This is a genomic window from Curtobacterium sp. MCSS17_008, assembly GCF_003234185.1.
Lineage (GTDB): Bacteria > Actinomycetota > Actinomycetes > Actinomycetales > Microbacteriaceae > Curtobacterium.
This window is the reverse complement of sequence record NZ_QKSM01000010.1, coordinates 49602-68831: the sequence shown is the minus strand read 5'-3', so window position 1 is coordinate 68831 and position 19230 is coordinate 49602. Positions and strand designations below refer to the sequence as shown.

Genomic DNA, 19230 nt, shown 5'->3' with positions numbered 1-19230 from the left:
GCTCTGAGCCCAGATGGGCTCGGAGCCCCGTCTCCGGAACTCCACCACCCGCGTCCGACCGGAGCGCGAGCAGCCCGTCAAGCATAGCGGACGCCGGACCCTGCTCGTGCCACGGCGCGTCGCCGCATCGGCAGGACCGGCTGATCAGCCCCGCGGCGAGCGCTCCGGCGGCTGCATCACCTCGCGGTCCCTCGCGAGCCACGGCAGCGCGAGCCCCACCAGCAGCCCGCCGAGTCCGTCCGCCGCCAGGTCGCCGATCGTGTCGTCGTACCCGACGTAGATCTTCGAGTCGACGTAGTTGTGCCCGAGCCACTCGCACATCTCCCAGACCGCCCCGATCCCGAGCCCGACGGTGAACACCAGGAGCGACACGGAGACCCGCCCGGCGTCCGGCGCGTGCGGCACGAGCCGGAGGTCCGCAGCGATCACGGCGAGCAGCGCCGCGAGCAACCCGGTCAGGACGACGTGGATCAGCTTGTCCCAGAGGAACACCGACGTGTACCACTCGAGAGCGCTCGACCACCCGGCGACGAGCACGAGCACGCAGACGGCCATGTCGAACGCAGGCCGCAGCCCGAGCATCCGCGGCAGGACCACCCCGAACAGCGCGAGCGACATCACCGCGAACGAGGTGCTCCCCCAACCGATCGTGGCCACGGGGATGCTGACGAGCGTCAGGACCCTCACCACGTCGGCTGCCAGGAACTTGCGGCGCAGGAACGTCATCCCGAGCGAGCGCATCACGAGGCCCACCGGACGACCGCGTGCACGGCCGTGTGGTCCGACGGCCAGACTCCGCCCGGCCTGCGCACGTTCACCGCGGCCCGCTCGACCACGGCATCCTCGGTCACGAGCACCCCGTCGATCCGCCGGGCACCGACACGCGGCGCCCGGTAGTGCGGGTACGTCCCGTACGCCTCCCCCACCTGCCGGGAGGCCCGCCCCCAGCTGTCGACGACCCCCGCCTCCGCGAGCGCCCGCCACGGCGCCGACCCGGCCGGGCAGTTCCAGTCGGCCATGACGACCGCCGGCAGCCCGCGTCCGCGGACGATCCGTCCGAGCAGCTGTGCGCCGCGGAGCCGTGCCCACGGCGAGGCGACGTCGAGGTGCGTCGCGATCGCGGTGAACCGCTGCCCGGTGGCACGGTCCTCGACGACGGCACCGACGGCGTGCCGGGGGAACGCCGTCGCCCACGACCGCGAGCCCGCTCGCGAGGGTGTGCGGGAGAGCGCCCAGGAGCGGCGTTCCACCACGTCGAGCCGCTCGCGGTCGAGGAACAAGCCGACGGCCTCGCCGCCACCGCGCCTGCCGCGACCGACGACCACCGGTTCCCATCGCGACCCGAGGCGGGTGGTGAGGTCCGCGGTCTGGGTGGGCAGGGCCTCCTGGACGGCCAGCACGGTCGGCTCCTCGGAGGTGACGAGCGCGACGACGGCATCGCGGCGGCGCTCCCACGCGTCCGGGTGGTCGGGCCTGCGCGGCGTGCGGCGGCGGAGGTTGAGGGTCATGCAGTGCACCTCGGGTGCGACCACTGCCCCGATGATCGGGCGGTCGTCCGGGGCGTCTGGCATGTGTCCTGTCTACGAGACGACACCCGTCGCATTCCCAGGGTCTCGTCACCACCGCTCGTAGGGTGGCTCGGATGCGTTCCGGTCGTCCCACCCGTGCCCTGCTCGCCCTGTCGGTCTCCGGCCTGCTGCTCGGCGCCGCCGGCTGCACCACACACGACGACGGTCCGACGGTCGCGCAGCTCGCGCGGTCGGCGGCCGACTCGGTCACGGTCGCCGCCCAGCAGGACCCGGCCGCGCGCTCCGTCGCCGCGAGCCGTGCGCTGTTCCGGGCGTCCCCGGGGGCGGTCGTCGCGCCCGCCTCGGACAGCGCGGCCGTGCGTGACGCGGCGAGCGCTGCACGGGCCGCCCACGTGCCCCTGCTGCTCACGGACGACGGCGGACGTCGATCGTCGACAGCGTCCCCGAGCACGAGCGGCGGCGACCGGGTGGCCGCCGAGCTCGAACGCCTCGGGGCCGACTGGTACCAGGCGGAGGGCGACGTGACGGTCGACACGGACGTGCCGGAGCAGGAGGCGCCGGACGGTGGCGACGCACCGGAGGCGAGCGGTGCCTCCCGTCCGGCGACCGTCGTCGTGGCGGACCGGGACGCCGACCCTGCGGCCGTCACGACGGCGGAGGCCGCGGATGCCCGTGTCGTCGTCATGCCGGACGGCGTGACCGACCCGGCTGCCGCACCAGACGTCGTGACCACACTGCACGAGCGCGCCGACCACCCCACCGTGCTCGTCGGCACGGCGTTCGGCGACCTGCGCGACCCGGAGTGGACGGTGCGTGCGGCGGAGAGCGGGTGGCAGCTCCCCCACGGCGGGCAGCGGCCGTTCGACGGGCACCGGTACGTGGCGCTGTACGGGGCGCCCGGCGCGCCGGTGCTCGGGGTGCTCGGCGAGCAGGACCCCGCGGCGACCGTGCGCCGGGCCGAGGGGATGGCGAAGGAGTACGACGGGCTCGGCGACGAGCCGGTGACGCCGGCGATGGAGGTCATCGCGACCGTCGCGGCCGGCGATGCCGGGGCCGACGGCGACTACTCGACCGAGCTTCCCGCGTCGACGCTGGAGCCCTACGTCGACGCGGCGAGCGACGCCGGGATGCCGGTGATCCTCGACCTGCAGCCGGGGCGGTCGGACTTCCTGTCCCAGGCGAAGCGGTACGAGTCGCTGCTGGCGAAGCCGAACGTGTGGCTCGCGCTCGACCCCGAGTGGCGGCTGACCGACGACCAGGTGCCCCTGGAGCAGATCGGCAGCGTGTCGGCGGCGGAGGTGAACGAGGTCTCGTCGTGGCTCGCCGACCTGGTGCGGACGAAGGGCCTCCCGCCGAAGGCGTTCGTGCTGCACCAGTTCCGGTTGTCGATGATCCAGGACCGCTCCTCGCTGCGTTCGCACCCGGAGCTCGACGTGCTCATCCACGTCGACGGGCAGGGCTCGCAGCCGGACAAGCAGGCGACGTGGAAGGCGCTGCACCAGGACGCGCCGGAGGGAGTGCACTGGGGCTGGAAGAACTTCTTCGACGAGGACGCGCCGATGCTGTCGCCGGAGCAGACGATGGCGGACGTGCAGCCGACGCCGTCGCTGATCACGTACCAGTAGCGGTTCCGTTCTCCACAGCCTGGAGGAACGGGGCGCGTTCCGTCGGCGGGTGCTGACAGCATGGGGGCATGTCTGGTCTCGGTGTCGGTTCGTCCGTCGGCTCGCCCGCTCCTGCGGCGGCCCCGCCGTCCGCCGAGATCGCTGCGGAGGCGCAGGCGGCCCTGGCCGCCCTGACCGGGCGACCGGACGCGGTCTTCCACCCGGGGCAGCTCGAGGCGATCTCGGCCCTGGTCGAACACCGGCAGCGCGCCCTCGTGGTCCAGCGCACCGGGTGGGGCAAGTCTGCCGTGTACTTCCTCGCGACACTGCTGCTGCGCCGTCGCGGGGGCGGGCCGACCGTGCTCGTGTCGCCGCTGCTCGCCCTGATGCGTGACCAGGTCGCCGCGGCCGCGCGGGCCGGGGTCCGCGCGGTGTCGATCAACTCCGCGAACGCGCACGAGTGGGCGGACACGCAGGCGGCCCTCGCGCGCGACGAGGTCGATGTTCTCCTCGTCTCCCCCGAGCGGCTCAACAACCCGCGGTTCCGTGACGAGCAACTGCCGACGTTGATCGCCCGGATGGGCATGCTCGTCGTGGACGAGGCGCACTGCATCTCCGACTGGGGACACGACTTTCGCCCGGACTACCGCCGGCTCGCCGAGCTCATCCGCTCGCTCCCCCAGGGTGTGCCCGTGCTCGCGACCACCGCGACCGCCAACGAGCGCGTGGTCGAGGACGTCGCCGAACAGCTCACCGCGGGCCCGGACGCCCCCGTCTTCACGATCCGCGGTTCCCTGGCGCGGGCGTCGCTCCGGCTGGGCGTCCTGACGCTGCCGGACGCCCGGCAGCGCCTCGGCTGGCTGCTCGCGCACCTGGGCGACCTGCCCGGCAGCGGCATCATCTACACGCTGACCGTGTCCGGTGCAGAGGACATCGCACGGCTCCTCCGCGAGAACGGGTACGCCGTCCGCGCCTACACCGGACGGACCGACACCGAGGAACGCGAGCAACTCGAGCAGCAGCTGAAGGGCAACGAGCTCAAGGCGCTGGTGGCGACCAGCGCGCTCGGGATGGGGTTCGACAAGCCGGACCTCGGCTTCGTCGTGCACGTCGGCGCTCCCTCGTCGCCCGTCGCCTACTACCAGCAGATCGGCCGTGCCGGGCGTGCGACCGACAATGCCGACGTGCTGCTGCTGCCCGGGCGCGAGGATCGCGAGATCTGGCAGTACTTCGCGAGCGCGTCGATGCCGACCGAGGCCCGCGCCTCCGCCGTGCTCGGTGCGCTCTCCACCGACACCGCGATGTCGACCGTGGCGCTCGAGGGCCTGGTCGACATCAAGCGATCGACGCTCGAGCTGCTCCTCAAGGTGCTCGACGTCGACGGAGCCGTGCACCGCGTCGCCGGCGGCTGGGTGTCGACCGGACAGCCGTGGCAGTACGACGCCGCCCGCTACGAGCGGGTCGCAGCCGCCCGCGAGGCCGAGGCAGCGTCGATGCTCGCCTACGAGTCCACCTCGGCCTGCCGCATGCAGCTGCTGCAGCAGGACCTCGACGACCCCTCCGCCGAGCCCTGCGGGCGCTGCGACAACTGCGCCGGCGTCTGGTACCCCACCTCGGTGTCCGACTCGGACGCCTCCGGCGCCGCCGCCGCACTCGACAAGGTGGGCGTCGAGATCGCACCCCGTGCGCAGTGGCCGTCCGGCATGTCCTCGCTCGGCGTGCCCGTGAAGGGGAAGATCCCGGCTGGTGAGCTCGTCGAGCCGGGCCGGGCCGTCGCTCGCCTCACCGACCTCGGCTGGGGCGGGCCGCTCCGCGCGCTCTTCGCTGCGACCAGCCCGGACGGTCCCGTGTCCCGCGAGCTGGTCGACGGGTGCATCCGCGCCCTGAAGGACTGGCCCTGGGTCGAGCGTCCGACCGGGGTCGTGGCGATGTCCTCGCGGTCGCGGCCGGAGCTCGTCGGGTCGCTGGCGCAGGCACTCGCTTCCATCGGGCGATTGCAGTTCCTCGGGACACTCGGGCGGAGCGGCGGGGAGCCCCGCGGCGACGGCGCGACGAACAGCGCCTACCGGTTGGCCGGGGTGTGGGACACCTTCGTGATGGACCCGGCGCTGACGTCGGCGCTGGCGTCGCACCAGGGGCCGGTGCTGCTCGTCGACGACCTGGTGGACAGCCGGTGGACGATGACCGTCGCCGGGCGGGAGCTCCGGCGTGCGGGGGCGTCGGCCGTGCTCCCGTTCGCGCTCGCCACGGTGGCCTGACACCGGCGGACGGGCCGTCCGGCTGGCCGACTGGCTGTCCGGCCTGCTGACGGTCGGCCGGCCGGCTGTGCGGTCTGCTGTGCTGCCGGTCGTTGCGCCCGTTGGTCCCCGGCGCTCGGCTCAGGCGGCGCCGATCGCGTCCAGCTCGCGGATCGCGTCGGTCGGCAGCGTGATGCCCGCACCTTCAACGTTCTGCCGCAGGTGCTCCACCGAGGACGTGCCGGGGATGAGCAGGATGTTGTCCGAGCGCTGGAGCAACCACGCGAGGGCGACCGACAGCCGCGACTCCCCCAGCCGCTCCGCCACGCTGTCGAGCGCCTCGGACTGGATCGGCGAGAAGCCCCCGAGCGGGAAGTACGGCACGTAGGCGATGCCCTCGGCCGCCGTGAGGTCGACGAGGTCATCGTCCCCGCGCTGCGCCACGTTGTACATGTTCTGCACGCAGACCACGGGCGCGATCCCGAGGGCCTCGACGAGCTGCGCGCCCGTCACCGTCGACAGCCCGAGGTGGCGGATCTTGCCCTGCTGCCGGAGATCGGCGAGCGCCTCGAACTGTGGAGCGATGCTGCCCGGCTCCGGCGCGTCGAACCCGCCGACACGGAGGTTCACGACGTCGAGCTGTTCGAGACCGAGCCGGTCGAGGTTCGCGTGCACGTCCTCGACGAGCTGCTCGGGCTTCCGTGCCGGCGGCCACTGCCCCTTGTCGTTCCGTCGCGAACCGACCTTCGTGACGATGTGGACCTGCTCCGGGTACGGGTGCAGGGCTTCGCGGATGATCTCGTTCGTGACGTGCGGGCCGTAGAAGTCCGCGGTGTCGATGTGGGTGATGCCGAGCTCGACCGCCGTGCGCAGCACACGGACGGCCTCGTCGCGGTCGGCCGGCGGGCCGAAGACGTGCGGGCCGGCGAGCTGCATCGCGCCGTAGCCGAAGCGGGTGACCTCGAGGTCGCCGAGGTCGTAAGTGCCGCCGGGGAGGCTGTTCGTCGTCATGGTTCGACCATGCTCCCGATCACTCCGGTGTGCCTGGCCCTGGTTGTCCCCTGGTCCGCGGGCGCCCGGTCGGTGTGCCTCGCGGTGTGTCGATAGGCCAGGTCCCGATCTGTTCGTCAAGAGAATGGCGTCCTGTGGAGCCTCCAGAGCTGTGATGTCTATCGCGGAAGAGATGTTCATCCTTCCAATCGGAGTTCCGGCGGTGGCCACTTGCTGGATGTTAAACTAGCCGTCGATGCCGACCGCAATAGCCCCGGCAGTGGTGCCCCGGAGACTGAAGCCCGTCAACCTTGGTCAGGCTCGACAGAAGCGCTTGCTGTCCGGTTGTCGCCCTCGAGGACCGATTCAGGCTTCGGTGCGATGACGAGGAGCTGCACCTGCTAGGAGTCGCGCATCTAAGAGCGAATCTCACCGGTCGATGTCATATCCGACAGGACATTGAAACTCTGCGAACTCGCGCTGGGGGGGGGCGATGGTCCACCCGTCGATCGCCTTGAGTAGTCACTTCCAAGCAGGCGCCCGCGTCGGCCACTGGCCCCACTTCTTGTTCGCATGGGCCGCTGTGACGCTTGCTGAGGATCGATCAAAGCCCGGAATCGCCTCAACGTTCATCGCCCGGAGCACCTTCACCATGTCGAAGTCGGCCGCTCCCCCGAAGTTCAACTGCAGTTGTGCTGGCTTGTGTTTGATGTCCGTCGCCCAACCGGTTGCAGCTATGTAATCGACCAGATGAGGTAGATCCATTGGATCGATTCCTTGCTCGAGGTCAACCCGTACATCGACGTAGTACGTCGATCCCAGGGTTTCCTGGACGCGTCCGGTCGTCACGGTCGCACTCTTCACTCCGGGTGCCGCCTCAACTGAATCGCGGGCTTGCAAAGGAGTCAGCGCCCCGGAAGCCGAACATCCGCTCAAGCTGATCAGGAGAGTTCCAACGGTGACGGCAACAAGCATCGGGCTTCGCCGCCTGTCACTTGCCACGGACGCCATAGTAGTTGAACACCTCCTTCTCGTCGCCGCCGAAGAACGGCGAGAAATCCGACGATTGGTTCATTTCGGACTGCTGCGCCATCCTCGCGTAACGGTCGGCATTGTGGATCTGTGCAGGACTCGGTACATGTAACACGTCGTCCTTCTCAGAGTCGAGAGCAGCCGGCAGACCGCGGATGGTTCCGCGAGCAGTTTCGGCCCCGTCCAAGCGCGCGACAGGGTCACCGTCAGCCTCGGGAGCATCCTGCGCCGTGCGGGCGCATAAGTCTGCATTTTGGATTTCCCCTTCTCTACGCCCTCGTCAAGGCCTGTAGAAAGTCCGTTGATCGTGCCGTGCGTGTTGTCGATGTCGCGAGTCTCACTACTGGGTCGCGGTCTACTTCGAATGCTTTCTCACCGGTACCAGGTGGCATCCCGGACCGGTCCATGGAAGCACCAGCAGCCACCACCTATTGCGCCTTGAGCCCGCGCGGGAGGGCGCTTCGCCGGGCCATGTCAAGTCAGGGAGACGGTACCGCTCCGGGCCATCGTCCGAGTTGACGCTCGAGGACCTTTCGAGGAGCGACCGCCACCTCCTTGAAGGAGTCAGAGGTCGACCGGTACTGCAGCCCGTTCCAATCCGGCAGGAGTTCACCGATCGTCACCTGCGGCTGCGTGTGAACGCGGACGCTGATGCCCTGGTCGGCATCAACATCGCTGATCGACCATCCGAGAGCGAACATGTACTCGACGAGAGCGCGTTGCTCTTCCTCAGAGCTGCTTGTCGTCGATGCTTCAAGCCACAATCGACGATGTTCTTGAAAACCCGACGTCGTCTCGTTGACGGTGATCGACGCGTCGGTGAGAGCGCCGCGTCCCTGCAACTGCGCACGGGCTTCCGCGAGCGTCTGCCCGGAGGACTCCGACGCTGAAGTCTGCGACACACTCGGTCCCTTCCCGCCCTCAGGCGAACTGCAGCCGGCACATCCCACCACAACCAGGACCCCAGCCGTCGCGATCATCAACTTGTTCAACACCGTCACGGGATGCGCCACGCTTCCCAGTCGTTCATGGACACCTGATTCCCGTCCGTTCCGAGGAACTCGGCGACGTCATCCGACGCGTCCACCCGTCCCTGCTGCTGAGCCATGACCGCATACCGATTCGCATCATGCGCGTCGCCCACCGAAGCCATCGGCATATCCTCGTCGGCTTTGATTGGCGCATCCCCGCGGATGGTCTGCCAGGAGGAATGATCAGGATTCAGCGTACCGTCGAGGGCCGCGACCGGGTCGCTGGTGAACTCGAACGAGGTGACGTGCGTGGTCTCGGGAATCGGCATGGAACCCACGGGTGCGCCCGCTGTCACCACTTGCTGCACATTGAAGCCGTCAGGATCGGCCGCGATTGTCCCAGCGGTGATACCTCCGAGGCTGAACCCGACCAGCATCACTGGCTGATCGACGATCCCCTCTCGGCGCATTGCGTCCTTCACCGCTTCTGCTAGTGCGGTGTTGCTGCCGTAACGCATCGCGTGTACGTCTGAAGTCAGATCGTTCGGCGTCCTCCCGGCCTCGGGGTCCCAACTCTGAGTACTCGGGATCTGCACCGTGTACCGCTCGACCCCGTCTGCGCCGAATACCTTCGTGATCCTGATGTCTCCGAAGTCCTGCTGCCCGACAGCGTCGATTTGACCGGCACTCGCAAGAAGCGAAGCAAGGTCCGTTGGGATGATGTTTCCGTCCGCGTCAGTCTTCAGCGTTGTGTCGAGAGCACTCTCGGACGCGAACACTGCGTCTTCGGATCGTTTGGTCCGCTCCTCGGGGCTGATCAGACCGTCGACAAAGGTGTGCTGGCCGTCTTGGAATTTCCCGAATCGCTGTCCGTCTGCAATGAGGGTTGCAAGCAACCCATCGTAAGTACCGCTCCCGCGCAGGTCCCCGAGCCAAGCCTCTTCCATAGCAACGAGCTTCGGGCTCATCGCCGGCAGCTCGGCCATGAAATTGTCGCCGAAGTTGCGCGCGGATTCCTTGGCGAAAAAGGTCAAACGATCGTTCAACGTCCCCTGCTGCCCTGCGGAAGCCACGAACGCTTGCGCGATCGAGTGGGCAGCGATGCCGAGAACATCCGCGGCAACGCCGCTCTCGACGGCTTCCTTGGCCAGGAACGACAACGCGACGGTGGTGTAGACGACCGTCTCCATCAGGAGGGTCGCGTCGACAGCGACCTGAACGCCGAAGGCAACCGCTTTGTACACCTCGACCTTCAAGCCTGCGATCGCCACGGCGAGGGCGACCTCGGCCGTCTCGTACACCTTCGAGATCGACGCCGTGATGATCACGAGCGCCTCGGTGGAGACGATCGTCACGCTCAGCTGCGCCGAGGCGTTCATCACGGCATGCTCGGCGGCCAGTGCGGTACCGGGCGAGAGGATCGCGGATGCGAGCAGGTCCCCGTCCGCCGACAGCGCCCCGACCTTCGGCACGAGCGGCCCGGCGAAGCTGTTGAGCGCGGTGATACCCGTGGTCAGCCGGTCGATCTCCGCGTAGTCGACCTTGATCCCGTCAGACATCTCGATCCCTGATGAGTCCAGCGACGAGCCCGAGCAGATCCGTGCGGATGTCCTGGTCCGTCTGCGCCGTCACGGTGACCGTGCCGGCATCGGTGAGGAGTTCGGGCGTGACCTCCGAGCCACGCGCTTCCGCGTCGAGACCGACGCTCATCCGCAGCCAACCGCGGCGGGTGCCGAACCAGTCGGCAACGAAGACAGATCCACGGTCGGCGGTGAAGGCCTTCACACGGAAGCCGTGCTGCACGGGCTCGGCCAGGCCGCGGAACAGGCCGACCGCCTCGGCCGGGACGTGCAGTTCGGCGACCACGGCGTCGAGCACCCTGGCGTCGCCGCGCTGGATGGCGTCGACCAGCGCTTGGGAGGCCACCGTGCTGACCGTCGTCGTGCCGCGGACCGGGTCGGTGACCTCGAGCGCCGGGATCAGTTCGACGAGCGCGGACCACGCCTGGTCGAGCACGGAGCCGCGCAGGTGCGCACCGCTGCCTTCGCCGGCACGCGCGCTGCGCACGGTGAGGTGTGAGGCCGCATCGCCACCGATGACGGTCGAGTGCGCCCACGTCGCGTCCGGATCCCAGGCACTCACCTGGATGACGATCGAACCGGCGTTCTGCAGTGCGAGCGTCAGCAGGAACGGTGCGTCGAGGTCGTCCGACCACGACTCGGCACCGGCGTCGGGCTGGCGGGCGAGCACCCCGCGCTCGATCAACGCTTCCGTGGGCTGCTGGTCCGGCGCACCCGAGGGCACGAAGGACGGCAGGACGAGACCGGGCAGGTGCTCGCGGACGGTCCGCAGCTCGTCGACCGTCAGGTCCCAGTCGATGACGTCGGTCGCCGGTGCCCCGCTCATCCGACGCCGTTCCGGATCGCGGCACCGCGCACGTCGATCCAGTCCTTCGATCCGGACGGCGGCGGCGACGGCACCTGCGCGATGAACGACTTGGCACTCGCGACCTGGCCGTCGGAGACCTGCTGGCCGCCGAGCTCGTGCACGGAGACACGGACGTGGTCGGGCTCCCCCGAGCCTGCCGCGCCGATCACCTGCATGAAACCGTTGACCGCGTCCGACGCGACGTCCTTGACAGCGTTCACGACGTTCGCCGCCAGGTGCGCGGCCTGGTTCCAGAGATCACGTGCGATGCGCTCGGCTTCCGCGATCTGCGCCTTCACGGCGTCGACCGCCTTGGCGTGCGCGTCGAGTGCGTCGGCTGCCTCGTCGAGCAGCTGCGCCTTCTTGCCGAGCTCGGCGCCCGACTCCTGGACCCGACGACGCACGGCGTCGGCGGCCTTCCCCGCCGACGACAGCCCGTCGGCCTGCGCCACGAGCGCGCTCGCCCGTGAGCGCAACTCGTCGGCGTCGTCGCGCAGCGCACGGGCCTTCGCCCGGAGCTGCGCCATCTCCCCGTACATGCTCTACCCCCAACGGAGGAGACGACCGGCACCTGCAGCGCCGGCCGTCCCTGGTCCGGTCGTCCCGATCAGCGCCCGAGTCGCGACGCGAGCTGCTGGTCGACGTCGCCCAGCGTCTGCGCAGTCGTGCGGAGGAACTGCGCGAGGTCGTTCAGGCCACCGATGGTGTTCTGCGCACCACTGGTGAAACGGTTGTAGGCCTCGTTGTACGCACCGGAGGAACGGTCCGTCTGGAACCCGGCCTGGGTCAGCGACGCGATCTGCGCCTGCAGCTTCGACAGGGTCGCGTTGATCTCGTCACGCCCTGCGAGCAGACGGTCGGCGTTGCTGTTGAGCTCCTGGTAGGAGACGTTGATGTTGGCCACGTTGCACCCCTTCACGGTGGTCTGGATCGCCAGCCCCTCCGGCGACCGCGACAACGGTAACACCGCCCTGGAACAAATCACCCATGCAATGTCCACACCCCCGTTCGAGGGGGACGAGCGGGTCCCCGATCAGGAGGACTCCGTGTCACGAGCGACCTGCACGCGGGTGATCCGCCCGGAGTCGACCATGATGCCGCGCCCGACGGGGAAGTCGGTCCGGGTCACCCGCGGGAACGCCGTCCGGAAGAGCGTCAGCCCGTCGGTCTCCTCCGGCTGCAGGGCGATCCCGGCACGCGCGGTCTTCAGCTCGGCGAAGAGCTGCCACGCGTTCGGCGCCGTCACCGTGTCGGCCTCGGCGAGCACGAACACCCCGGCACGGCGGGCGGCCTTGATGAGCCGTGCGACCTGGCTCTCGGCCGGCAGGCCCTCGAAGTCGCCGACGTTCTCGATCACGATCACCGGGTCGGGACCGCTCGACGCACCGCTCTCGAGCGCGGTCGCGAGCTGCGACGCGATCGCCTCGGCGTCCGTGGCGTCCTGCGCCGCCGACGCCCAGGCGGTCGCATCGCGCAGCGTGGACCGTCTGCCGACGACCAGGTGCGCGGGTCGGTCCGGCCACGTCGCCCGCACCGACCGCAGGACGGTCCGCATGGTCGTCGAGCGTCCGGACCCGAAGGGCCCCGTGACCACGAACAGGCCGTCGGTCGGGATGCCGACCGGTCCGAGGGTGTCGTCCGCGAGCCCGATCGTCGGCCGTCCGGCGACGGCGGCCGGCAGCTCCGCGCGATCGACGTGCTCGGGCAGTCGGCGGATCGGCGGCGCTTCCGCGACCCCGCGCCGCAGCAGGTCGGCGGCGAGCTCCTCGACCGCAGCGGCCTGCGCGACGAGGTCGGCGGTGCCGCCGGGCACCGCGAGCTGGACCTCGTGCTCAACGACCAGCCCCCTGCCGGGAACGGCGTCCTCGAGCACGTCTGCCGGCACGTCCGCCGCGTGGTACTCCATCTCGGTCGCCAGTCGGAGCACGATGCGCTCCCCGATGGCCGCCTGCAGGTTCGACGGGAAGGCCGCGATGCGGTCCGCACTCATCACCAGGTGCACGCCCAGCGCGCGGCCGGTCGCCGCGATCGCGACGAGCTGGTCGAAGACGGGCTGGGTGCCGAGGCGGAACTCGTACTCGTTGCGGAACGCCCCCATGCCGTCGACCAGCACGAGGATGCGCGGCTCGGCGGTGCCGGTCACCTCGCGGTACTCGCTGAGGTTCGCCGCACGGGCGGCCGCGAACCGCACGGAGCGGTCGGCGACGGTCGACTCGAGGTCGGCCAGGAGGCGCGTGATCCGTTCGTCGTCCGGCCCGCTGATCACGGTTCCCACCGTCGGGAGCGCCTCGAGCATGCGCAGACCACCACCGCCGAAGTCGAGCCCGGTGATCCGGACCGGGAACCGGTCCGCCACGGCGGAGGCGGCCACCGCCACGGCGCGGAGCGCCGCGGACTTGCCGGCCCCGCCGGCACCGAGCACGGCCACGTTGCCGACCGCGTCGAGGTCGAGGCGGAACGGGGTCTGCTGCTGCGACTCGGGCAGGTCGACCGTCCCGATGACGAGGGCCGATCCGTCGGAGGTGGGGAGTGCCTCCAGACCGACGGCGTCGGGGAGCTGGTCGAGCCACGGCTTGCGCGGGACGTCGAGGCCCTGCCGGTCCGCGGCGCGCACGATCGTGGCGGCGAGCCGCTCGATGTCGCGGGCTCGCCCGGAGTCGCGCGGCGCCCGCGGTGGGCTCGGCCAGGTGCTGCCGGGCCCGAAGGGGAAGTCCTGCACGTCGACGTCGGGCTCGTGCACCACGTCGTCGGAGCGACCACCGAGGTAGGCGGTCTGGAAGTCCAGCACGCGTCCCGGGCCGATCTTCGCGGCCGCGCGACCCGGGGTCCCGGGGTCGAAGAAGGCGGCGTCGGCCACGCCGAGGACGTCCTCGCTGTCGACGGGGTCGGCGACCCGGAGCGCGATGCGGAGGTTCGTGTTGGCGCGCAGCGAGTCCTTGATGACGCCGCTCGGACGCTGGGTCGCCATCACCAGGTGCAGGCCGAGGGACCGTCCGCGCTGCGCGACGTCGATGACGCCGTCGATGAACTCCGGGATCTCCGTGGCGAGCGCGGCGAACTCGTCGATCACGATGACGAGCACGGGCGGCGCCGCAGGGTCACCGCGCTGCTCGAGGGTGACGAGGTCCTTCGCGCCACGGTCGTTCAGCAGGTGCTCGCGGTACCGGAGCTCGGCGCGCAGCGAGGTGAGGGCGCGACGGACCAGGTGCGGGTTGAGGTCGGTGACGAGGCCGACGGTGTGCGGCAGCCCCACGCACTCGGCGAACGCGGCACCACCCTTGTAGTCGACGAGCAGGAACGTGAGCCGGTCGGGCGCGTACTCCGTGGCCATGCCCATGATCCAGGTCTGCAGGAACTCGCTCTTGCCGGCACCGGTCGTGCCGCCGACGAGCGCGTGTGGGCCGTGGGCGCGCAGGTCGAGCGCGAGTGGCTCACTGGGGCCCTGTCCGACGACGGCGCGCACCCCGCCGCTCTCGCGCCCGGAGCCCGGCACCCACGCCGCGGTCAGGCTGTCGTTCTTCGACCACCGCTGGACGATGGCGGACGGGTCACCGGCGACGTCACCCTCGTACAGGTCGACGAACGCCACGCTGTGCGGCAGGTCGGTCTCGTCGAGGACCCGAGCGCCGGAGTCCTTGATCGGCGCGATCGCACGGGCCACGGTCGCGGCCTCGATGCTGTCCACGCGGTCGAGCTCGTCGAGCACGACGGACTGCCCGGACCGGACGAAGCCGACCGTGGCGGTGCCGCTCGCCCGGTCGAGCACGATGTGCGTGCGGCAGACGACGGGCAGCGCCTGCAGCGTGGGGGCGAGCCAGAGGACGTGCACGCCGAGGTCCGGGCCCTCCTCGGCGAGGGCGACGAGACGGGCGCGGTCCGCGGGGGCCTCGGCGGTGACGAGCACGACGACGGCGGGGGTCGCGGGGAGCCGGTCGACCGACTCGCCGTGGTCCTCGTCGAGGGCACGGGACTCGTCGATGCGCGACCGGACCTGCTCGCCGCGGCCCGAGCCGGCTGCACGGCGGGTCGCCACGAGCCCCTCGAGCTCGGCCAGCAGCGCTGATGCGCCGGCGAAGTCGTGCACGAGTCCCGTCGAGCGCAGCGGACTGTAGGGCGAGTCGACGTGCGGGAGCCACTTCAGCCAGGACCACTGGTCGGTGGTGGTGCCGCCGGCGAAGGCGGTGAGCACGAGGTCCGCCGGACTGTGCAGGCCGGCGAGCTGCACCACCAGCGAGCGTGCGACGTCGTCAGCGGGCAGCCCGGTGCCGGCGACGCCGATGGCTCCGGCGCGCTCGAACGTCTCGACCACGGGCACGGGTCCGACGGTGGCGTACTCGTCGGCCAGTGCCTCGGCGCGGTTCCAGTCGTCGACGCTGCCGGAGTTCTTCGAGGGCAGGGTGACGGTCGACCGGGACGGCTGCGTACCGGCGCCGAACCGGACCTCGAGGAAGGTGGTGTGCTCGGGCTTCCGCGTCCACAGCAGCGCCGAGCGGTCGCGCATCGCCGCCGTCACGATCGCCGGGGCCGGTGACTCGGCCGTCCGGGCTTCGATCTCGGCCGCGCGAGCCGTCGCGAGCCGTGCGCGGGAGTCGGCGAGCGACTCCTCGAACCGCTGCCGTTCGTCGCGTCTCCGCCGTCGGGCCTGGACCCGCTGGTCGATCCACGTGCCGATCATGATCACCGGCGAGAGCGCGATGAAGATCAGCGTGTACGGCTGCTTCGTGACGAGGAACAGGACCGCGCCGAGGATGATCGGCGCGATGATCGCGATCATCGGCAGCCGGGGCTTCTCGCCCGGTACCGGGATCTCCGGCAGGGTGAACTGTCGGCCGCGGAGCGCCGGCTCGACCCGGGGCGAGCGGCTGAAGTCCACCTCCGGGACCGCCGACGCGGGGACGCCCGTGCCGGTTACCCGCGCGGACGGCGCGGTGGGCAACGGCCGGATGCGCAGCGTCGTGTCGCCGACACGGACTGCCGTGTCGGGATCGACGAACGCGCGCGCGACGAGTCGCCCGTCCACCTCGACCCCGTTCGCGGAGTTCAGGTCGACGACCTCGACGGTCTCACCGATCGTCACCGTGGCGTGCCGCCGGGAGACCAGGTCGTCCCCCGCGAGCCAGACCTGGGCCATCGCATCACGGCCGATGAGGTTGACCCCATCGGACAGGGTGTACTCGTTGCCGGCGTCCGGGCCGGAGACGACCTGCGCGACGGCTGCCGGGGCGTCCTCGACGTCGTCACCCCGGCGACGGTCGGTCGCCGCGACGACCTCGACCCGACAGCCCGAGCGGAGCGACGACTCGTGCACCGTCGCCGACGGGTTGAGCAGGCGGGGCTGCCGTCGGTTTGGGAACCACACGCGCAGTGTCAGCGGGACGCCGTCGGACGCGGTCCGCCCCCGGGACAGTCGGTCGGCCAACGAGCCGATCGTCGCCGTCACGTCGGCCGTCACCACGACGTCACGATCAGCCCGCGGCCCCGCGATGGTCACCTTGAGTTTCACACACCACCCCCGTGCCCACCATGGTACGGGCGTCCTCGGACCAGGACGCCGCCGCTCACTCCGCCGACCGCTCCTGCCGCGGCACGCGCGCCGGCCTCGGGAACGTCGCACGCATGTGGTCGCTCGTCAGGACGTCGCCGATGCCGACCATCAGGAGCGAGAACAGGATCTGCTCGACGACCATCCAGGACGGGTAGAGCCCCGGGATCGCCGCGACGACGAGGGTGACGACGGGGAAGATCCTGCTGAACAGCCGGAGCCGCTGGTACGCCCAGTAGTAGCCGAGCTGTGCCCGCCACGCGAAGACGGAGAGCGTGAGGGTGATCAGGAACACCACGGTCGCCCGGAACCACACCGCCCAGGCAACGGTCTCCCCGGCTCGGGTGAGGAGCACGGCGACGACGATCGCCGCGAGCCCGACCGCCGTCTCGGCGACGAGCAACCACCGGGTCCACCGGAAGGAGCGCACGGTCTCCGGGTGCGCCAGCAAGTCCTCGCGGATGACGTGGTCGGCCTGTCGACCGCCGGCCAGGCGGTCCAGGTGCAACCGGCACCACAGACGGTCGGCGAGGACGGGGAGGGACACGTCTCCATGGTGCCGCATCCGGACGGTCCCGCGGCTCCGGTCCGGGCGGCGGACTGTGGGAACGATCAGACCGCGGCCGCGGCCGGGTGTGGCGGGCGGCACGGACGGCCCGCGCCCATGTCAGTCCACCGGCACGAGCAGGGCGACGCCGAGCACCTGGTCGGTCTCGTCGTCGACCAGGGCCGCGGACCGGGTGTCCGCCTGCAGCGACGACGCGTCCGTGACGATCGAGAAGCCTCCGGCGGCGTCGCCCTCCACCGGGACGGGCGGGAACGCGGACACGTGGGCGAGCGCGCCGAGGTCGGGTGTCGGGTCCGGCGACAGGACGAGCCTGACCGCCCGGCGCCCCGGCGGCAGGGTCACGCCGTCGACCCGGACCACGACGGAGCCGTCCCCGTTCCGCTCGACGCGGACCCGTGCGGCGACGCCGTCGACCACGGGCGCGAGGGAGCCGCCGACGGGGAGCACCCGGTCGATCCAGTCCTCGACACTGCGCGGGACGCCCTGCTGCCCCGCGGCGTCGGGGGTCGGGGCACCCAGGGCGTTCGACACGGCGACGGCACCGGAGCGTCGGCGTCCTGCGGAGCGGCCTCCGTCGGCGCCGGGCCGTCCGGCACCGAGGAGGCGAGGTCGGTGGGACGCCCCGTCCGGAACACGACGTCGTCGGCCCCCGTGCTCGACCATGCGACACCGACGGCGGACACGACGACGGCGAGCGCCACCAGGACCGTCGCCGGTCCTCGCGGTGCTCGCCGTGCCATCCCCCCGTCCGGCCGCTACGTGCGCTTGCGGCGCTCGCGCACCCGCATGTTGACGTTGATCGGGGTGCCCTCGAAGCCCCACACCTCGCGGAGACGACGGGTGATGAAGCGGCGGTACTGCGGGTCGAGGAACGCCGACGTGAAGAGCACGAAGGTCGGCGGCTGGCTCGACGCCTGCGTCCCGAACAGGATGCGGGGCTGCTTGCCGCCACGGACCGGGTGCGGGTGCTCCTGCACGAGCTCGGCGATGAAGGCGTTGACCTTGCCGGTCGGGATGCGGGTGTCCCACGACTCGAGCGCGGTCTCGAGCGCCGGAACGAGCTTCTCGAGGTGACGGCCGGTCCGCGCCGAGATGTTCACGCGTGGCGCCCATGCGACGTGCGCCAGGTCCTGCTCGATCTCACGCTCGAGGTATCGGCGACGGTCGTCGTCGAGCAGGTCCCACTTGTTGTAGGCCAGGACGAGCGCGCGTCCGGATTCGAGGACGAGGTCGATGATGCGGAGGTCCTGCGTCGAGATCGGCTCGGTCACGTCGAGCACGACGACGGCGACCTCGGCCTTCTCGAGCGCCGCGGTGGTGCGGAGCGAGGCGTAGAAGTCGGCGCCCTGCTGCAGGTGCACGCGCTTCCGGATGCCGGCGGTGTCGACGAAGCGCCAGACACGGCCGCCGAGCTCGATCTGCTCGTCCACCGGATCACGCGTGGTGCCCGCGAGGTCGTTGACGACGACGCGTTCCTCGCCCGCCGCCTTGTTGAGGAGCGAGCTCTTGCCGACGTTCGGACGGCCGAGGATCGCGACGCGACGGGGGCCGCCGACCTCCTGCTTCGCGACGGCCGACGTGTCCGGCAGCGTCGTGATGATGAGGTCCATGAGGTCCGCGACACCGCGGCCGTGCAGCGCCGACACCGGGTGCGGCTCGCCGAGCCCGAGGTTCCACAGCTCGTAGGCGTCGAGGTCGCGGCGGTCGTCGTCGGCCTTGTTCGCCACGACGATGACCGGCCGGTCGGTGCCGCGGAGCATCTTCACGACGTGCTCGTCGGTGGCGGTGATGCCCACCGTCACGTCGACGACGAAGAGCACGGCGTCGGCGAGGTCGACCGCGACCTCTGCCTGCGCGGCGACCGAGGCGTTGATGCCGCGGGCGTCGGGCTCCCACCCGCCGGTGTCGACGAGCGTGAACCGCTTGTCGTTCCACTCGGCCTTGTAGCTCACGCGGTCGCGCGTCACGCCGGGGACGTCCTGCACGACGGCCTCGCGCCGACCGATGATGCGGTTGACGAGGGCCGACTTGCCGACGTTCGGTCGACCGACGATGGCGAGCACTGGGTAGGCGGGCAGGTAGTGCACGCCGTCCTCGCCGAGTTCCCCTGCATCGAGGAGGGCGACGTCCTCCTCGTCGAGCTCGTACTCGTCGAGGCCGGCGCGGAGCGCGTTCGCACGCTGGTCCGCCTCGGCGTCGTCGAGATCGGCGAGCCGCTCACCGAGCGCGTCGTCGTACTCCGGGAAGTCGTCGTTGTCGTGGCTGTCCTGCTGGGCCATGGTGGGTTTCCTCGTGTGCGACCGGAGCCGCGGTGTCGGTGGCCGGTACCG

Annotated in this window: 16 protein-coding genes; 2 read left to right on the top strand and 14 right to left on the bottom strand. The window is 70.8% G+C overall.

Features of this window, described 5'->3' with window-relative positions; genetic code table 11:
• Positions 1-144: 144 nt before the first annotated feature.
• Positions 145-744 carry a hypothetical protein gene (locus DEJ23_RS11245; protein ID WP_220034223.1) on the bottom strand — a complete coding sequence of 200 codons (600 nt, stop codon included), beginning with the start codon at positions 742-744 and terminating at the stop codon, positions 145-147.
• Entirely contained in the window at positions 741-1571 is an 831-nt protein-coding gene (locus DEJ23_RS11240; protein ID WP_111240345.1) for an endonuclease/exonuclease/phosphatase family protein, read from the bottom strand. Before DEJ23_RS11240 ends, DEJ23_RS11245 begins: the two co-directional genes overlap by 4 nt.
• A 71-nt stretch (positions 1572-1642) precedes the next feature.
• On the opposite strand from DEJ23_RS11240, the gene DEJ23_RS11235 reads away from it, so the two are divergent.
• On the top strand, positions 1643-3154 hold the full coding sequence (locus DEJ23_RS11235; RefSeq protein WP_111240344.1) for a hypothetical protein: 1512 nt from the start codon (positions 1643-1645) through the stop codon (positions 3152-3154).
• Between the two features lie 68 nt (positions 3155-3222).
• On the top strand, positions 3223-5391 hold the full coding sequence (locus DEJ23_RS11230) for an ATP-dependent DNA helicase RecQ (protein WP_258375470.1): 2169 nt from the start codon (positions 3223-3225) through the stop codon (positions 5389-5391).
• A 120-nt stretch (positions 5392-5511) separates the two neighbouring features.
• Here DEJ23_RS11230 and DEJ23_RS11225 read toward each other — a convergent pair whose 3' ends face one another.
• The 12 genes from DEJ23_RS11225 to der form a co-directional block, all read right to left on the bottom strand.
• Positions 5512-6381, bottom strand: a complete 870-nt coding sequence (locus tag DEJ23_RS11225; protein WP_111240343.1) for an oxidoreductase — start codon at positions 6379-6381, stop codon at positions 5512-5514.
• 501 nt (positions 6382-6882) lie between these two features.
• Positions 6883-7362 carry a hypothetical protein gene (locus tag DEJ23_RS15465; RefSeq protein ID WP_220034222.1) on the bottom strand — a complete coding sequence of 160 codons (480 nt, stop codon included), beginning with the start codon at positions 7360-7362 and terminating at the stop codon, positions 6883-6885.
• Positions 7352-7579 carry a hypothetical protein gene (locus tag DEJ23_RS15460; protein ID WP_146240278.1) on the bottom strand — a complete coding sequence of 76 codons (228 nt, stop codon included), beginning with the start codon at positions 7577-7579 and terminating at the stop codon, positions 7352-7354. The genes DEJ23_RS15465 and DEJ23_RS15460 overlap by 11 nt, the downstream gene beginning before the upstream one ends.
• Positions 7580-7871: 292 nt before the next feature.
• Positions 7872-8405 carry a hypothetical protein gene (locus tag DEJ23_RS11220; RefSeq protein ID WP_111240342.1) on the bottom strand — a complete coding sequence of 178 codons (534 nt, stop codon included), beginning with the start codon at positions 8403-8405 and terminating at the stop codon, positions 7872-7874.
• Entirely contained in the window at positions 8390-9922 is a 1533-nt protein-coding gene (locus DEJ23_RS11215; RefSeq protein ID WP_111240341.1) for a hypothetical protein, read from the bottom strand. Before DEJ23_RS11215 ends, DEJ23_RS11220 begins: the two co-directional genes overlap by 16 nt.
• The gene (locus tag DEJ23_RS11210; protein ID WP_111240340.1) at positions 9915-10769 is read right to left on the bottom strand and encodes a hypothetical protein; all 855 of its coding nucleotides are present in this window, start codon (positions 10767-10769) and stop codon (positions 9915-9917) included. Before DEJ23_RS11210 ends, DEJ23_RS11215 begins: the two co-directional genes overlap by 8 nt.
• A complete protein-coding gene (locus DEJ23_RS11205; RefSeq protein ID WP_111240339.1) occupies positions 10766-11329 on the bottom strand; it encodes a hypothetical protein in 564 nt (187 codons plus the stop codon). Before DEJ23_RS11205 ends, DEJ23_RS11210 begins: the two co-directional genes overlap by 4 nt.
• A gap of 68 nt (positions 11330-11397) precedes the next feature.
• Entirely contained in the window at positions 11398-11694 is a 297-nt protein-coding gene (locus tag DEJ23_RS11200; RefSeq protein ID WP_058728075.1) for a WXG100 family type VII secretion target, read from the bottom strand.
• Between the two features lie 129 nt (positions 11695-11823).
• The gene (locus DEJ23_RS11195; RefSeq protein WP_181429227.1) at positions 11824-16293 is read right to left on the bottom strand and encodes an FtsK/SpoIIIE domain-containing protein; all 4470 of its coding nucleotides are present in this window, start codon (positions 16291-16293) and stop codon (positions 11824-11826) included.
• A 55-nt stretch (positions 16294-16348) separates the two neighbouring features.
• On the bottom strand, positions 16349-16879 hold the full coding sequence (locus tag DEJ23_RS11190) for a hypothetical protein (protein ID WP_258375466.1): 531 nt from the start codon (positions 16877-16879) through the stop codon (positions 16349-16351).
• A gap of 120 nt (positions 16880-16999) precedes the next feature.
• The gene (locus tag DEJ23_RS11185; RefSeq protein WP_111240336.1) at positions 17000-17431 is read right to left on the bottom strand and encodes a hypothetical protein; all 432 of its coding nucleotides are present in this window, start codon (positions 17429-17431) and stop codon (positions 17000-17002) included.
• Positions 17432-17655: 224 nt separating this feature from the next.
• Entirely contained in the window at positions 17656-19179 is a 1524-nt protein-coding gene (der, locus tag DEJ23_RS11180; protein ID WP_111240335.1) for a ribosome biogenesis GTPase Der, read from the bottom strand.
• Positions 19180-19230: the final 51 nt, after the last annotated feature.

Bases quoted from the DNA above. Each gene is read 5' to 3' on its own strand.
- DEJ23_RS11240 (WP_111240345.1), bottom strand. From the start codon at position 1,571: ATGCCAGACGCCCCGGACGACCGCCCGATCATCGGGGCAGTGGTCGCA.
- DEJ23_RS11235 (WP_111240344.1), top strand. From the start codon at position 1,643: ATGCGTTCCGGTCGTCCCACCCGTGCCCTGCTCGCCCTGTCGGTCTCC.
- DEJ23_RS11230 (WP_258375470.1), top strand. From the start codon at position 3,223: ATGTCTGGTCTCGGTGTCGGTTCGTCCGTCGGCTCGCCCGCTCCTGCG.
- DEJ23_RS11225 (WP_111240343.1), bottom strand. From the start codon at position 6,381: ATGACGACGAACAGCCTCCCCGGCGGCACTTACGACCTCGGCGACCTC.
- DEJ23_RS11215 (WP_111240341.1), bottom strand. From the start codon at position 9,922: ATGTCTGACGGGATCAAGGTCGACTACGCGGAGATCGACCGGCTGACC.
- DEJ23_RS11210 (WP_111240340.1), bottom strand. From the start codon at position 10,769: ATGAGCGGGGCACCGGCGACCGACGTCATCGACTGGGACCTGACGGTC.
- DEJ23_RS11205 (WP_111240339.1), bottom strand. From the start codon at position 11,329: ATGTACGGGGAGATGGCGCAGCTCCGGGCGAAGGCCCGTGCGCTGCGC.
- der (WP_111240335.1), bottom strand. From the start codon at position 19,179: ATGGCCCAGCAGGACAGCCACGACAACGACGACTTCCCGGAGTACGAC.